The organism is Cupriavidus sp. WKF15, assembly GCF_029278605.1.
GTDB lineage: Bacteria > Pseudomonadota > Gammaproteobacteria > Burkholderiales > Burkholderiaceae > Cupriavidus.
In genome coordinates, this window is the sequence record NZ_CP119574.1 from 864,779 (window position 1) to 879,658 (window position 14,880).

At 61.7% G+C, this 14,880-nt stretch carries 12 protein-coding genes and 7 pseudogenes; 12 read left to right on the forward strand and 7 right to left on the reverse strand.

All coding sequences use genetic code 11. The features are described from left to right. Nucleotides 1–199 precede the first annotated feature (199 nt). Nucleotides 200–274: pseudogene (locus CupriaWKF_RS34120) on the forward strand (4-carboxymuconolactone decarboxylase); the annotation flags it as partial. 44 nt (nt 275–318) lie between these two features. Here CupriaWKF_RS34120 and CupriaWKF_RS34125 read toward each other — a convergent pair. Both CupriaWKF_RS34125 and CupriaWKF_RS34130 read right to left on the reverse strand, forming a co-directional pair. After that, nucleotides 319–1,671, reverse strand: coding sequence for a dicarboxylate/amino acid:cation symporter (locus CupriaWKF_RS34125; protein ID WP_276103663.1), 1,353 nt, complete (start codon nt 1,669–1,671; stop codon nt 319–321). 320 nt (nt 1,672–1,991) lie between these two features. Continuing rightward, nucleotides 1,992–2,528, reverse strand: a pseudogene (locus tag CupriaWKF_RS34130) (anion permease); the annotation flags it as partial. 257 nt (nt 2,529–2,785) lie between these two features. On the opposite strand from CupriaWKF_RS34130, the gene CupriaWKF_RS34135 reads away from it, so the two are divergent. From CupriaWKF_RS34135 to CupriaWKF_RS34155, 5 genes and pseudogenes are all read left to right on the forward strand, one after another. Further along, complete coding sequence (locus tag CupriaWKF_RS34135) at nt 2,786–3,190, forward strand: DUF4158 domain-containing protein (protein ID WP_276103664.1); 405 nt, start codon at nt 2,786–2,788, stop codon at nt 3,188–3,190. A gap of 396 nt (nt 3,191–3,586) precedes the next feature. Further along, on the forward strand, nt 3,587–4,240 hold the full coding sequence (locus CupriaWKF_RS34140) for a 2OG-Fe(II) oxygenase (RefSeq protein WP_276103665.1): 654 nt from the start codon (nt 3,587–3,589) through the stop codon (nt 4,238–4,240). A 1,253-nt stretch (nt 4,241–5,493) separates the two neighbouring features. Continuing rightward, nucleotides 5,494–5,748, forward strand: coding sequence for a hypothetical protein (locus tag CupriaWKF_RS34145; RefSeq protein ID WP_276103666.1), 255 nt, complete (start codon nt 5,494–5,496; stop codon nt 5,746–5,748). A 378-nt stretch (nt 5,749–6,126) separates the two neighbouring features. Beyond that, a pseudogene (locus tag CupriaWKF_RS34150) lies at nt 6,127–6,354 on the forward strand (H-NS family nucleoid-associated regulatory protein); the annotation flags it as partial. A gap of 592 nt (nt 6,355–6,946) precedes the next feature. Then, nucleotides 6,947–7,078, forward strand: a pseudogene (locus CupriaWKF_RS34155) (30S ribosomal protein S6); the annotation flags it as partial. Between the two features lie 248 nt (nt 7,079–7,326). Here CupriaWKF_RS34155 and CupriaWKF_RS34160 read toward each other — a convergent pair. Further along, nucleotides 7,327–8,876, reverse strand: a protein-coding gene (locus tag CupriaWKF_RS34160; protein WP_276100043.1) for an IS3 family transposase whose coding sequence is annotated in 2 segments (ribosomal slippage) — nt 7,327–8,408 and nt 8,408–8,876 — 1,551 coding nt in all. Because the reading frame shifts where the segments join, the coding sequence is not laid out codon by codon here. Between the two features lie 59 nt (nt 8,877–8,935). On the opposite strand from CupriaWKF_RS34160, the gene rpsR reads away from it, so the two are divergent. Together rpsR and CupriaWKF_RS34170 are read left to right on the forward strand one after the other, a co-directional pair. After that, complete coding sequence (rpsR, locus tag CupriaWKF_RS34165; RefSeq protein WP_276104119.1) at nt 8,936–9,214, forward strand: 30S ribosomal protein S18; 279 nt, start codon at nt 8,936–8,938, stop codon at nt 9,212–9,214. 21 nt (nt 9,215–9,235) lie between these two features. Next, a pseudogene (locus CupriaWKF_RS34170) lies at nt 9,236–9,577 on the forward strand (50S ribosomal protein L9); the annotation flags it as partial. 94 nt (nt 9,578–9,671) lie between these two features. Here CupriaWKF_RS34170 and CupriaWKF_RS34175 read toward each other — a convergent pair. The 3 genes and pseudogenes from CupriaWKF_RS34175 to CupriaWKF_RS34185 form a co-directional block, all read right to left on the reverse strand. Continuing rightward, nucleotides 9,672–9,863: a hypothetical protein gene (locus CupriaWKF_RS34175; protein WP_276103667.1), complete on the reverse strand. Its 192-nt coding sequence runs from the start codon at nt 9,861–9,863 to the stop codon at nt 9,672–9,674. Between the two features lie 88 nt (nt 9,864–9,951). Beyond that, a pseudogene (locus CupriaWKF_RS34180) lies at nt 9,952–10,089 on the reverse strand (lysine transporter LysE); the annotation flags it as partial. 209 nt (nt 10,090–10,298) lie between these two features. Further along, entirely contained in the window at nt 10,299–10,730 is a 432-nt protein-coding gene (locus CupriaWKF_RS34185; protein WP_276103668.1) for a host attachment protein, read from the reverse strand. A 520-nt stretch (nt 10,731–11,250) separates the two neighbouring features. Between CupriaWKF_RS34185 and CupriaWKF_RS34190 the strand changes: the two genes are divergently transcribed. Next, a complete protein-coding gene (locus CupriaWKF_RS34190; RefSeq protein ID WP_276103617.1) occupies nt 11,251–11,487 on the forward strand; it encodes a hypothetical protein in 237 nt (78 codons plus the stop codon). A 184-nt stretch (nt 11,488–11,671) separates the two neighbouring features. Continuing rightward, nucleotides 11,672–12,133 (forward strand): thioredoxin family protein, encoded by a 462-nt coding sequence (locus CupriaWKF_RS34195; RefSeq protein ID WP_276103669.1) that lies wholly within the window; start codon nt 11,672–11,674, stop codon nt 12,131–12,133. A gap of 595 nt (nt 12,134–12,728) precedes the next feature. On the opposite strand, the gene CupriaWKF_RS34205 is transcribed toward CupriaWKF_RS34195, so the two are convergent. Further along, a complete protein-coding gene (locus CupriaWKF_RS34205; protein WP_276103670.1) occupies nt 12,729–13,076 on the reverse strand; it encodes an MTH938/NDUFAF3 family protein in 348 nt (115 codons plus the stop codon). Nucleotides 13,077–13,221: 145 nt separating this feature from the next. Here CupriaWKF_RS34205 and CupriaWKF_RS34210 point away from each other — a divergent pair, with 145 nt between their 5' ends. Next, entirely contained in the window at nt 13,222–13,536 is a 315-nt protein-coding gene (locus CupriaWKF_RS34210; protein WP_276103671.1) for a hypothetical protein, read from the forward strand. 410 nt (nt 13,537–13,946) lie between these two features. Further along, nucleotides 13,947–14,351, forward strand: a pseudogene (locus tag CupriaWKF_RS34215) (long-chain fatty acid--CoA ligase); the annotation flags it as partial. Between the last annotated feature and the right edge of the window lie 529 nt (nt 14,352–14,880).

Here is a 14,880-nt window from a genome sequence, read left to right on the forward strand (position 1 = left end):
GCGATCGTCGGCCACGGCGCTGATGGACGTCATCAACGCCAGGCTGGATATCAGCGGACGCAGAAACGGCCGATGCATTGGGGCATCTCCATGGCGGCTGTTCGTACGATCAGTGCGAAATCATGCCTGCGCTAGTTGATTACAGAGGCGTTCGATCTCGTTGACGACCGGCCACGCCTCGGTCTGTCCATCGGGGATGGTCGGGCTTCATAGCGCAATTTACGCCGGTGCGCCTGCCGCGGTCGAAGCCTTCCGTAGTGCCCGGGATGCCATAGTTGCCACAGCCCGCCGTGGTGATGTGTGCTTGCGCGCTGCCGCTCACCGGGTTACCGTGGTGTCGGCGGCCGGCATATGGGTCGCGACCTGGTCGAGCACCACTTCCGGCTCGTCGGCCTCAATGTCCGACTCGTCATCAAGCCTGCGGTGCATCCGCTCGATATCGAGGTCGCCGGTCCATTTCGCCACTACCACCGTGGCCACGCCGTTGCCGATGAGGTTGGTCAGGGCACGCGCCTCCGACATGAAGCGGTCAATGCCGAGGATCAGGGCCAGCCCCGCCACAGGAACATGCCCCACCGCCGAAAGCGTGGCCGCCAGCACGATGAAGCCACTCCCGGTGACACCGGCGGCGCCCTTGGAGGTCAGTAGCAGCACGGCGAGCAGGGTGAGTTGTTGCATCAGGGTCATGTCGGTGTTGGTCGCCTGGGCGATGAACACCGCCGCCATGGTCAGGTAGATGGAGGTGCCATCCAGATTGAAGGAGTAGCCAGTCGGGATCACCAGTCCGACGACGGACTTGCGGGCGCCCAGGTTCTCCAGCTTGGCCATCATCCGCGGCAACACGGATTCCGACGACGACGTGCCCAGCACGATCAGCAGTTCCTCCTTGATGTACTTGATGAACTTCCAGATCGAGAAGCCATGCAGCCGCGCGATGGTGCCTAGCACGACGAAGATGAAAAGCAGGCAGGTGGTGTAGAAGGTCGCCATCAACTGGCCAAGCTGCAGCAGCGAGCTCACGCCGTACTTTCCGATGGTGAAGGCCATGGCGCCGAAGGCGCCAATCGGCGCGACCTTCATTATGTAGCCGACGATGGTGAACAGCACGTGCGAAAACTTCTCGATAAAATCGAACACCAGCGTGCCGCGGCCACCGAACCTGTGCAGCGCGAAACCGAACATCACCGCGAACAGCAGCACCTGGAGGATCTCACCCTTGGCAAAGGCATCCACCACCGTGTTCGGGATCACGTGCAGCAGGAAATCGACCGTGCCTTGCATCTTGCCGGGCTCGGTGTAGGCGGCGATGCCCTTCGTGTCGAGGGTGGATGCGTCGACGTTCATGCCGGCGCCGGGCTTGACGATGTTGATGATCAACAGGCCGACCAACAGCGCAATGCTGCTCACGATCTCAAAGTACAGCAGCGCCAGCCCGCCGGTCTTGCCAACCTTCTTCATGTCCTCCATGCCGGCGATGCCCACCACGACCGTGCAGAAGATGATCGGCGCGATGATCATCTTGATCAGCTTGATGAAGCCATCACCCAACGGCTTCATCGCCTCGCCGGCCAGCGGATAGAAATGGCCGAGGATGACGCCGATGACAATTGCGGTGATGACCTGGAAGTAGAGTGATCTGTAGAATGGCTTCGGGTGATTGTCTTTTTCCATTGTCGTCTCCATTGCTGGTTCACTGTCGGCATCCTGACGCCCGGCCGGGTCAATCGAGTGTACGTGCCTGAGCGCGCTGCGCGTTGGCATCAACCGACTCCTCCGTTGTCTTGCTGGCGATGCGGCGAACGGTCGGGGACGATGTCAGTATATGCACGGGGCGCACGGCGCCAAGAAGGATGCCGCCCACCGTGATGCCCCAGAAGGGAGACTTCATGCGGGCGATGGTCTCGATCAGCGCGCCGGTGTCCTGCGGCTGGGCTCGTCGCTCCAATGTTCAGATCCTCACCGAAAATCCAGAGCACCAGCAAGCCAAGGAAGATTGCCGCCATGATGATCTCCTTGGCGGAGATCGGACCCATGGCTGCTAGCTCTCTCCGGGCCAAGGCCGTCGCATCGGGTGTTTGGCGAATGCGCGGCGGGGCAATCCACAGCATGGCTATTGGAATGATGGCCAGACACAGCAAACCGGGGACAGACGCTGCCACCGCCCAGTCGAGCCAACTGATTGAGACGCCTTGGTCTGCGGCAAGCTTGACCGCAAGGGGATTACCCGCCATCGCCGTGATGAACATGCCCGCGGTGATGATGTTCGCGTGGAAGGCGCAGAGGATCAGATAGCTTCCCACCTTGCCGCGGGATGCCGGGTCATCGGCATGGCTGCCGAGGACTTCCGCTATCGATCGGGTAATCGGGGGCGTGCCAGGATAAAGCCGGAAATGACACATATACCCAGAAGTAATAAAGATCCCGGCCTTTATGTCTTCGAGCCGGCCTACGGGCGTCGGCTGGGTCGGGTTTCTGCCGGCGATTGCCAACAGCATCGTGCGGTATCTTGTGGACATGTTCCGCCGCATCCGGTCCAGAGAAAGTTCGTTACATCGCTGCCGTTCGCCCAACTGGATCAGGTTGAGAAGGCATCACCTGTTATTTCCCGCCGACGAAGCGCGCCGGCCGCGCTGCCTGACTCCAACCTAGCGTGATGACCAGGCAGCGCCGCAGGCTTGGTCTTCTGGCATCGACAACATATTCTGGTCAGTTTGAGCGAGCTCCACGCGACCTCGCAAAGCGCTTTCCGAACAAGTCCGCCTATCCCGATTGGGAGCCCCTTGCCATGGCCAGCATCGAACGAACTGCCTATCCTCGGTTTCCGCGTACCCTCACGCTGAAGGATCTGCAGACCTCGTTCACCCCGCGCCCAGAGGAAATTGAGTGGGCGCAAGGCTTCGCACGCACCGCTGAGCGGCGCCTCGCGCTTCTGGTCAACCTGAAGTGTTTCCAGTTCCTGCGCCATTTTCCGGCTGTGGAGGCGGTACCCGCCGAATTCATCGAGCACGTGTCGGCCTGGTTGGGCATGCCGCCGGTTCAGCGCATTACTTATCCCGCCGCGCATACCGTGCTCTATCGGCATCACAAGGTGATCCGCTCCTTGTTGGGTATCAAGCCGTACACCGATGCCCAGACGCGCCTCGTCGCGATACGACTTGCCGAGGAAGCCGCCGGCGTGGACATCTCTTGAGCGCCACCACCACCCGTTCGTTCAGGCCCAACCGGTAGAGTGTTGCACCCACTTGGGTCAACAACGCCCGTTCTTTCCCCGCGATCGCAGGATCGGCCAACAGCACGTAATAAGCGTCGGCCAAAGGTTTCGCTCAAGCATCAACGGACGGTTTGTCCCACTCGTGTAGACTGCGCCTGTGTTCCAACAGATCGACTACCTCGACCCCGCTCTTCCTCCTGGGTCTGGCGAGTGTCAATGCCCGCGTTCGACGCGACCCCTCCAACGCTCGATGGTTTTGGTTTTGGCCGGCTTGTAGCAGACTCGAGCGAGTACTCGATCGCGCCGCGAGAGGAAGAGCAGATAAAATGAGATGAGTTTCTGGAACGCCACCTGATTGAAGCGGAAATCGAACTGTTGGTTGATTGCCCGATCGGCGACGCCGCTCCGGACGAGGCAATCGATGTCTCGACGAATTCCCGACCCAGCGAATATGACATCGCGACACGCGCGCTTGCCGTTAATGGCTGGTGTGTCGTGTCGAGCTTTTTGTCAAAGGCCCAGACGCAGGCCTTATCGACCGAATGCATGGCCATGGACGACGCGCAGCTACTTACACCGGCCCGTGTAGGGGCCAATCGCGCTACCACGCTTTTGCGCGGCGATAGCACACGCTGGTTCCAACCCGACGCGCTGAGCGCGGCGCAGCAGGCGTTCGCCGATCGCATCGAAGCGCTACGGAATGCGCTCAACCGCGACCTGTTTCTCGGCCTGATCGACAGCGAATCACACTACGCGGTATATCGGCCAGGCGCCGCATATGCGCGCCACCTCGACTGCCTGCGTAACAACGTCAGCCGTGTGATTTCCGCTGTGTTCTACCTCAACGAAGCTTGGCAGGAGGCCGAGGGCGGTGCACTGCGGCTCTACCTTGCCGATCAGTCATATCACGACGTCTTTCCGCGCGCCGGAACGCTGCTGCTGTTTCTCTCGGCACAATTTGAACACGAGGTGCTGCCCGCCACGCGCGATCGTATGAGCATTGCATGCTGGATGAGGCAGCGGGTGTAACCCGAGGCGAGTGCGCAGCTGCGATTAACGATCCATCATCACGCCCTGGCCGCACGGTGCCGATGGCATACGTGCGAAGCCAATGCCGAGTCGCGACATTGCACAACTGCCGATAATTACGGGGCAGGAACCGTCTACCACGGAAGCTTGCCGTGTACTGAGTTGCGACTATCGACCCCAAATGTCCGTTGCCGTGAACGAGGCGACGTTCGAGTGTCCGTTGAATGCATTGGACGAATGGACGAATGGCTGAATGTGGCCGGCTACGACCTAATGTCGATGGCCAGCGAACTGTTCGGGATGCGCACGTTGTGCAGTACCCCTGGAATGCGTGGGGCCGCTGCTGGGGGCGTTCTCAAGAATCCTTAGTCCCGACCTCGCACCGGTCGGGATCAGAGCACCGCCTTGCCGCTTAATCGGCCCCCGGTTTGGCGCGGTCTCCCTTTATAAAACCATGGCACGGCAATTGATTTTTAATCCGCGCCCGGATAGGAGAGCCTGACCCATGTCTGATGATGACGTTCTGATTGGCTGCCTGATGGAAGATGCTTGGCTGACTCTGGAGCAAGTGGCGGTAGCCTGCATGGTAGAACCAGATTGGCTCAGACGGCATGTAGATGAGGGCTTGTTCCCCCATGCCGTAAGTGTCGCTGGCGTCTGGCGGTTTTCCAGCGCCAGCCTGCTACGGGCGCGATGGCCACTGAACACGCGCGGGCGGACGGGATCCGCTGGATCCAGGCCCAGATGGCCGAGTACGGGCTGACGATGGAAGAATTGGCGGGGTTATCCGGGGGTACGTCCCCTCCCTGCGTCAGCGGGGTGTAGCCGCGCTCGCTGGCTTCGCTGGCACTCCAGGCGATAGAGGCGGCGGCTGATCCTCTGCTGGCTGTTGCGACATCCTAGGCGGCTCCGGCGCCGGCGGCAAGAGATGATGCGTTTGGCGCGTGGAACAACCTGCCAAGAGCAGCACGACAAGCACGGTCATCTCGGCTGGACTGTTACGCACTTTTTGTTGGGACATGTAGGCGTACCTCCAGAGGCATGCGCTTCATCAAGCCTAGACTACCTCGAATTGGGGTATTTCCCCATGGTGGGTGATTCCTTTACCGCTATTGCCGATGATTGGAAAGGCCCGTCAAACCCGGTGAGGAGCGCGGCGGGCGAATACCTGCCGGGCGCATCGGGGTCGTCTCGTGCACGGAATGGGCGGTGGCGATGCGTAGTCTAACTGCTCAAAGGGTCAGGAAGTGGCGATGAGCACATGTATCAGGAGCCTCACAATCGGTGCGGCCATGTTGCTGGCCGGGTGCGTGGTAGTGCCAGCTTATGATGGCTATGGCTATCCGGCCTACGGCACCTATTCCTACGAGCCTTACTATCCCGCTTACCCCTACGGGGCGTACTACAACTACGGCTGGTGGCCTGGCTTCTATGGAGGCGCAGTCTTCTTCGGTGGTGGTGGCCATGGCGGGACACACCACGGCGGCAGCGGGGGGCACGGTCACTGAGCTGTGTCGCCTCGCTACTTGAGCGCCGCAATCCCCCGTTCATTCAGGCCCAACCGGTAGAGTGTCGCGCCCACTTGAGTCAACAAGGCCCGTTCCTTCCCCGCGATCGCCGGATCGGCCAACAGCACCGCCAAGCCGGAGCGTCGTCGACCTCCTATTCCGTCGCTTCGTCCAGCGCCAGGCGCTCGAAATCTCGTATCACGTCACCTGGGCCCATCGTGGTTCCATGCGGCTTCCTGCGCAAGTCTAGCCGACGAGGCGGTCGTCAGGCATGAGACTGTGCATCCATACAGTATCAATCTGGCCGCACCATACTTCCCGAACCCGCTAAGGGCCGGGCGTGTCAGCGGCGCCCCTCAGCCCTGGATGGCAGCAATGATGGCAACGAAAAATGAGCGGGCGAACGCGATCCGCTGGATCCAGGCCCGGATGGCCGAGTATGGGCTGACGATAGAGGAACTGGCGGCGGCGGGGTGCTTTGATCCGCGGCCGCCTCCGCCACCGCCGGTCTGGCACCGCAACGCCGAGGGGCTCACCAGGGACGGGCACGGCGAGATGCCCGCCTGGCTGCAGCGCGCGGTCAATGCGGGGCAGAGCGTGGAGTTTTCCGGATTGGATAGCTTCGACAGCGGATTGGCCTGGGGCGGTCGTCTGGTGATAGTGGATTTAGCATGGGCCCGAGGCCCACGCCAGGTAGGCGAGGGCGATGACCAGCAGGCAGGAGCGGCCAGTATCCCGTAGTACCGCGCTCTGTGGCATGGCTGCTCCGGGTGCCCCGGTAGGTGAAACAGCCAGTTCGCGTGGCGGTCAGCGCGTGCACATTCCATACTGGAAGTGATCGCCCCCGCCGGAATGCAGCGATGCTCGTGGGGACGAGTTTTCGTCTCCGCCTTCCGAAAGGAGGTATCCCATGTGCTACCGGATTCGTGATCTGGATCGCCCGCGAGAGAAAACGGCCCAGCAGCGGCATACCCCGACGAGCTTGTCGCCTCGCTCTCGCCTCAACGAGCGCTGGGCGGCGTTGATGGCGTGGCTGCGTCCGTCTCCAAAAACAACCAGCCCGGTGACGGCCACATCCTTGGAGCAGGCCGAGCCGGCTGAGGCCGCGGCGAAGCCGGTCCCTCGGCCCATTGACCAGGCTTGCACCGTCGCCAGCACCGCCCGCGAGCGGGAGGCCGAGACGGCGTAGCCCGTCACTGTGTTGCGTCACCCCATCGTCCAGACCAAGAAGGCCGAAACCGCGCCGTCGCCGATGATGAAGGAAGTGCAGCGCGAAGAAGCCCACAAGACCGCACTCCAGTCGCCCGCCGAAACCCCAGTAGCGGCCTGAGCATCAAGCAGTCTTTGGCGCAGGCTTTCATGGCGGCCACGATCGGGCACAATGAGAGTCGTATTACTGTAGTTGGCCTGGGCTTCCCTCACGCTTCGCACCTAACCTGACCGCCGCGGGCTCGCAGGCGCCGCAACGGCAAGGCTCTCATCCTCCATATCGCTGATATGGAAGGCATCGGTAAGGGATCGAATCATGGCATTCATCAAACGTAGCGGTGTGTGTCAAGGTAGTTGTCGCGTCCGCCGCTATGCTGCCTTTTTGTACTCCGTAGGTTCCTGCTCGGCCCGTTCCGGGTTTAGATAGACCACGGGATCCAACTCCCAATTCCGGATCCCTCGCGACCAGCGCTGCGGATGCCGGGCACGGGCGGCCTGATACACCATCATGCGTCGTGCCAGCAGGGGCTTCGCTTCTCCACTGTGCCGCTGGTTCGGCGTGACGTATTTCAGCCCGCTGTGGCGGTGTTCCTCGTTGTACCAACGCACGAACCGATATACCCAGTCGCGCGCCTGCTCCAACGTGTCGAACGGCCGCTCAGGCCATAGCGGACAGTACTTGGCCGTGCGGAACAACGCTTCGGCGTAAGCGTTGTCGTTGCTCACGCGCGGACGACTGTATGAGGGCACCACGCCCAATTCGTGCATCGCAGCGCGCATACTCAGCCCCTTCATGACGCTGCCATTGTCCGAGTGCAGCACCAGCGGCCGGCCAGCCGTTTGCTCGCGCAGACAGCCCAGTTCGAGCAGCCGCTTGGCATGTTCCTCCGACTCGCTTTCATGCACTTCATTGACCACCAGCTTGCGGCTGTAGATGTCCTGCATCATGTACCAGTAGAAGAAGCGGCCCTTCACCGTGGTGGGCATCCACGTGATATCCCAGCACCACACCTGGTTGCGGTCATCGGCACGGTGCGTGGTCGGCGCACGGGACTTGGCGTTGTGGGTGCGCCCGCGCCGGTGCGCTTGGCCTTCGGCCTTAAGCACGCGGTAAAACGTCGATTCCGAGGCCAGGTAGCGCCCCTCGTCGGCCAGCTTTGGCACGATCTGGTGCGGCGTCAGACTCTCGTAGCCGGGACTGTTAGCGGCGGCCAGCACGGCCTGCCGCTCGCCCTCGCTGAGCTTGTTGGCCGGCACCGGGCGCTGCGCGCCCGGGCGGCCATCCTCCGGCGTATGGCGCCAGCGCTGCAAGGTGCGCTCGTTCAAGCCCAGTTCCTTGCAGGCGTTGGACTGGCGCGCACCGCCGCCCACCGCTTCATCGATCAACGCAATGGCTTCGCGGCGATCCGAGACGTTGATCAGTCCTCCTCGTCCCTTCCCCAGATCGCCTCGGCTTTTTTTCTGAGAACCAGCAGCGCCGCGGTCTCAGCCAGTGCCGCATCCTTGCGCTTGAGTTCGCGCTCCAGGTCCCGAATCTGCTTCTTGGCGGCTTGTTCCTCGCGGCGCTGCGCCAGGCTCAACCTGACCCGCTCAGGCGCATTGGCCTGCTCGCAGGCAGCACGCCACTGCCGGATCTGCTCGGGTTGAATGCCCTTCCTGCGGCAGTATTCGGACAACTCCGCTTCACTCAGAGGCGCTGTTTCGAGCACCACCCGGAACTTGTCCGCGCTGGACCATTTGTCACTCTGCTTGCCGTTGCCTGGCACAACTTTTCCTTGTTCTCGAGCCTCGTGGCGCCAAGTGCGCAGGCTCACTGTCGTGACACCCGTTTCCTTGGCTAGCTCCGCCACTGATCGGTTCAAGGGCGGCATCATCTGCTCGACCACCAACTCCTTGAACTCGTCCGAATAGCGCTTCATTACCCAAAACCGCTTCCGCCCTCCATTGTCCTTCATCGAAAGGCGGCGAGGCGACAACTATCCTGACATGGAGGGGTAGCGATAAAAAGAAGAAGCCTTTCAAAAAGGAAAGCTCACTGTTCAAGCGCAAGCGCTATTGCCGCTTCACCGTGGCTGGCGTGGAACAGATCGACTACAAGGATCTGGACACCCTGAAGGACTTCATCGGCGACAATGCCAAGATCACGCCCGCTCGCCTGACTGGCACCAAGGCGCACTATCAGCGTCAGCTCGATACGGCCATCAAGCGCGCGCGCTTCCTCGCGCTGCTGCCCTACACGGACCTGCACAAGCACTGATTGCCCAGGCCGTTAAGGAAAATACGATGCAAGGAAAAAATTATCAGCCTGGGCTGCTTGGGTGACATCGTTCGCGTGAAGGACGGCTACGTCCGCTTCTGATCCCGAACAAGAAGGCCCGCTGCGCTACGAAACCGCCATCAGCGAGTTCGAAGTCAAGCGCGTCGAACTGGAAAAGGCTGCCGCCCAAAAGCTGGCCGCCCGTGCGGGCCGAAGGCGAGAAGCTGAACGGCCTGACCGGAAGTCCGGTGTGGGCGTCTGCCAGTTCGATTCAGTCATCAACGCAGGCATCGCCGAAGCCCTGGGCACCCAAGGCTCATGGTCAAGAAGGCCCAGGTGCGCCTGCAAAGCTGGGTTGGTCCGCCCGTTCGTACTTTTGAGTGCTAAAGATCGCCGGCATCATTGCGGATCTCGACCGCGCCGCGATCCTGCAGGCCGCCAATGTGGCCGAAGCGATTCAATAGCGGCGCGCGCTGCGCTCCTCGTAGGATGGCGGCGGTACCGCCACTGGCGGTTCCGCCGGTGGCGGTGGATGTTCGATCGGCGGCAAGTCCGGCGGAATGCCCGGGGGCGGCGGGTCCTCGATCGGCGGCACTGTATGGGCCGGCCGGTGGCGGGACTGGGCAAGCGGGGTCAGGAAGGTGCGCATGGGACGTCTCCGCGATGGCGATCTGCCTTCATTGAAGCAAACCCGCCACCCGAGTGCCACCAGCACGCTCAAGCCCCAGCATATAAACTCAGGCGGACTGCCTGCGCACGAAGAAGAGCGCGGCGCCTAGCGGGACCAGCACTTTGCCGAAGACGCGGTTCTGCCGGCGCACCGCGCGCGCTTTGCGGAATTGCCTCTGCATGCGCGAGGCCAGCACGGCGAGATAGCACGGTGTCCGCACTATGCTTACACTGAAGTGGCCCAAAATCCGTCCACTGCTTTCTGAGCAGTGGTCCGGCGGGCCACAGCCTTGACGCGCTATCGGCAAGTTGACAACGCCGATGGCCTTGCAGACCTACGTGGGAAGTAGACTAAGCGCCATGCCGGCAGGCCGCCATGGCGCGGCTTGGCAGGCGGGGAGGGCGCCGGCCGGGCTCAGCGGCAGGCGAGGCGGCTCTGTACTTCGCGCGCGCCCAGCCTGGACATATCCTCGTTGATTTCCTCGAACACCACCTTTTGCACTTCCTTGCCAAGGTGCTCGCGCAGCATGCCGAGGAATTTCGGCGAGGCGGCGAGGCGCAGCTTGTCATAGCGCTGCTCCGTGCGTGCCTGTTCAAGATACTGGGTCAGCATGCGGGCGAACTCTTCACGCTCCTTCTCGGCCTGATCGACCCGCGTCGCCATCGAGTGCATGGGCTCACCCTTGCCGGCAAAGCGCCCCTGCGCATCGTCGCGCAGTTCGCTGTCCTTGGCCCGGCCAAGCGGATTGACAAAGTCCTGGATCTCTTCCATATCCCTTTCCATCCCATGCGCCTGGAAGATCCGCGCATGGCTGCCATCTGCGGCTAGCGTCCAGATTGTCGTCATCACTCGCTCCTTTCGTGGCGGCAGTAGCGATGTAACAAGGATAGGTTCGGGCCGGGCGATCGTCCTGGCGGCTTCACAACGCCAAGGGGGGGATGGACGGTATCCCGTGCGGCCCCCCCCGATGCCGCTATCCGCCGAGGATCGTGCGGGCCGCATTTCGCAGCGCCTGGTCTGAGCCGAGGGGCGCCGCTGGCTCAGTAGTTGTCCATCAGACACGCCCGATGGACAACGAGGGCATCCGTCCATGCCAGTGAAAAAATTCCTCGGTTTGCCACTTATCCCTCACTTAGCCCCCGGTTTGGCGCGGTCTCCTGCCTGCTCCCTGTCTGGACGGCTTTCTGAGTGGCGTGGATGGCAGGGGGATGACATCGGGGGGAGGGGCGCGTTCATTCCATCTTTCTGAAAGGTAACCAGTTCAGAAGCGCACAATTGATGTCCTTGCGGGGCTTGGCTGACACGCGCACCATAGCGCCAAGAGAAGGGGATGGGGCGTTCTTTGGCCATGCTATGAGGCGAGAAGATGGATCTCCAAGGCTTCACGTACTACAGAGACCACTGGTATGAAGCGTCCGCAACATCTCCAGATGAGTCCGGACCATGGCAAGGCGAGGTGACGATCTGCACGAAAGCGACAGATGGAAAGCCGCTGAAAATCTTCGATCGCTATCCTGTCCCTGGCAGTTTCTTCAGCGAAGGGGAGGCGTGGCGGCACGCTACCGATTGGGCCAGGAAGCTGATTGACGAGCGCTGTGGCTAGCGCGCGCACTTCCGAGAGCTCGCAATGGAATACCGATACAGCGGCCGTGACGTGAAAGACACAGCTTTCCTGGCCGCCCGAGGAGCACGCAAATGGGTACCGAATCCCCCGCAGGCGATCTGGGCACCGCAGCGCCCGGTTCTCGCTGCCCGCCACCGACGGCAGGAGGCTTACGCTCGACGACGTGCGCGGCGAGCGTGGCGTCGTCGTGGTGTTCATGTGCAACCACTGCCCCTACGTAAAGGGCGCGCTGGCACGGCTGATCCGCGACGCGCGCGATCTCGCGCCGCTCGGCATCGGCATGGTGGGCATCAACGCGAACGACGCGCGCATCTATCCTGAGGACTCGTTCGACCGGATGGTCGCGTTCGCGGCAGACGCCGGCTTGCCGTTTCCCTATCTCTATGATGAGACGCAACAGACGGCCCGCGCATATGGTGCGGTCTGCACGCCGGAGTGCTTCGGCTTCGATGCGAACCTACGGCTGTGTTACCGGGGTCGCGTGGACGCGTCGCGCAAAGACCCGCTGGCCGGTGTGCCGCGCGACCTCTTCGAAGCGATGCGGCAGGTCGCGCAGACCGGCGAGCGTCCCGCGCAGCAACACCCGGCCTTTGGCTGTTCGATCAAGTGGAAGCTGGAAACCTGACGCCGCAGAAAGTCCAGGTGCGATGCGGGCTGGCCGCTCGCGGCATCGGTGGACCGCCCGCGCAACGCATCGGTGCGGCGACGCGCGCATTCGACCTCGTGGCCGCTAAAGCGATGCGATGAACTCATTCCACGGAGTCCCTTGCAGGGTTTCTGTACCTGCTAGCCGCGCAAGGCGCGGCTAGTGCGCTGAATCAGAAGAATTGGCGGTGATACGCCGTGTCGGATCGGCGTAGATCCACTTCAATGGCTTGGGGTCCTTGTTGTACTGGCGGATATAGCGCATGAGCTTCTTGTCGAGGTCTTTGACCGAAGTGAAGACGCCAACGACACCAGGCCGGCCAGCCCCTGCGCCTCATACGCCGACGTCCATCGCGAGATGAATCCGTCGTTGCAGGCAAGCTTGGAGCGAATATCAACCCGGCGCTCTCCATCGGCCCAAAGCAAGACACAGCGTGCGCGTCGTGCAAGGGCCGCATTACCGTGGCGCTTGCGCATTACGGCATCCAGGTCGCTACGTTGTTCGCTCGTCAGCATCGTTCTTTGCATGCCCAAGCATATGGGGACGACACATCCAATTTCAATGATTCAGTGGACTAGCAGGTGAGGTGCAGGACCGCGTTCGTGCCGCCGGGGTGCTTCTCCAGCGTCGCAATGGCCTTGGCGGTGGGCGCAATAACCAGTTTCACGTGGCGATCCTTGGCCTCCTGCTTCACCTCATCCATGACCGGCAATGCCCCGCTGCCGGTGCCAATCACCAGCCGGCTGCAGTTCCAGGGAATGTCTTCCCTGATCGACAGCGGCGTATGCCCAAAGGCCTCGCGGAATGGCTTGGATGGTCCCTTCTTGCGCTTGCGGACCTTGCCTTGGTCGATGACCACATCATGCTCGTACGTTATGCCATCAATGCAGATGGAGCCGAAGGAGAATGCCTCAAAGCGCATACGCACCTCCACAGTGGCCATGCCGAGCGACGGACCGGCACGATGCACGATTATTGTAGGTCGCCAGAACCCGCCGGACTCCGCCACTCTGCCAGATGCCGCCAGCCTGATTTGCACCTGGCATGATCGTCGCCAAGAATCATTAATGTCCCCTCAACTGTTCGCAGCAGCATTAGCCATGCCAGAGACCAGGATCACGGCGCAACTGCCGATCATCGATATTGAACTCATGCACCGCGAACTCACCGAGCAGAACGCGGAGCTGATAACGGCGCAAATCAGGGCAACGCCCTCTTTCGAGGCGATGGAGCGTTGGCTGGTGCAATCCGCCGCATTCGCGCCCGGGCAGCCCTTCGCATTGCAGTTATGGACCGACATCCTGTGCCGGGCGTGGCTGCCATGGCTGGCCATGAATCCCGCGCTGGTGCTGTTCGTGCCGCGCGCCACCGAGGGCGGTTAAAGGCGTGCACAGTCTTTAGGGTCACGAACCACCATATCAGCACGCCCTGCACACGGCGTATCGAGGTACTGCCACACCCGTCATGCCATGGCTGGGTAGTAAGATGGCAGCGGAGCTTCCAGGTCGGATGCCGGACAGATGATGCCGTCGAAAACCTGGTTGAATAGGACCGGCATGCCGAACACGCGTCAGTGGGTGGTAGTGTTAATTGGAGCGGATGCCTGAAGTAGATGCTGCGTGGCTTCCATTTGGCGCCAAAAATGAGTGTCAGCACACGATACAACACGCCAACTATCAGCTAGGTAGATTGGCGCAGCGACCCGGCAGGGCCGACAAGCGCCTCTTGCCGGACCATCACTATGTTGCTGCCTTACTGGATATATTGAGTGACTGGCGCGGGCGCAAGAGACGGATGGTTCCCCACGGGCGACGTTGCCACCATCGACGCCGACGGTTACCTGCAGATCACCGACCGCAGCAAGGACGTGATCAAGTCCGGCGGTGAGTGGATCAGTTCCATCGCCATCGAGAACATCGCGATGGCGCACCCTGCGGTTGCCATGGCAGCCTGCATCGGCGTGAAGCATCCCAAGTGGGACGAACGCCCCATCGTCGCGGTAGTACGCAAGCCAGGCGCCGAGGTCACGCGCGACGAGTTGCTCCAGTTCTACGCCGGCAAGAACGTGGCCAAGTGGCAGCGGCCCGACGATGTCGTCTTTGTCGACGCGATCCCGCTGGGCGCAACCGGCAAGATGCTTAAGACCCGTCTGCGCGAACAGCTTAAGGACTACCGGCTGGCGGACACCGCGGCCTGATGCCTAGCAGGCCGCGATATCGACGAAACGCCGGTTTGCAACGTCGTCGAGCTGCTCGTGAGAACCCATGTGGCGCACTCCCGCCGCGTTCATGAGGTTTTGACTGCGGCAGCCTCAGGGACGTGGTTCCTTAATCGAAGCGGCGGAGGTCGTTGAGCGCTGCGGGGTAAATGCCGAGCTCGGACATGCAGGTCCACCTGGCAAGAAGTCCCAGCGCTCGCTGGATCAGAACGATATGTTGGAAGCGCTAAAACGCTTACAGCAGCAACCGTGGCCGCTTAACGGAACCGAGAACTGATCACATTCCCGGGAATTCAAATCCGCCTTGCTGGAATGACAGCCTTACCCTGAGCTGGACTCTATCGTGTCAGGCCAGCACCACCGCCCTACAGGAACCCCAAAAGACTAAACAAACAAGCCGAAAGACACTGGACAACCGGACATTTGAACTTTTCTGGAGCCCGGACATTTCAACTTTGCCTGGACATGCAGCGGGTTGCTGGGAAGGTGATCGGGGAGGGCGGACGTC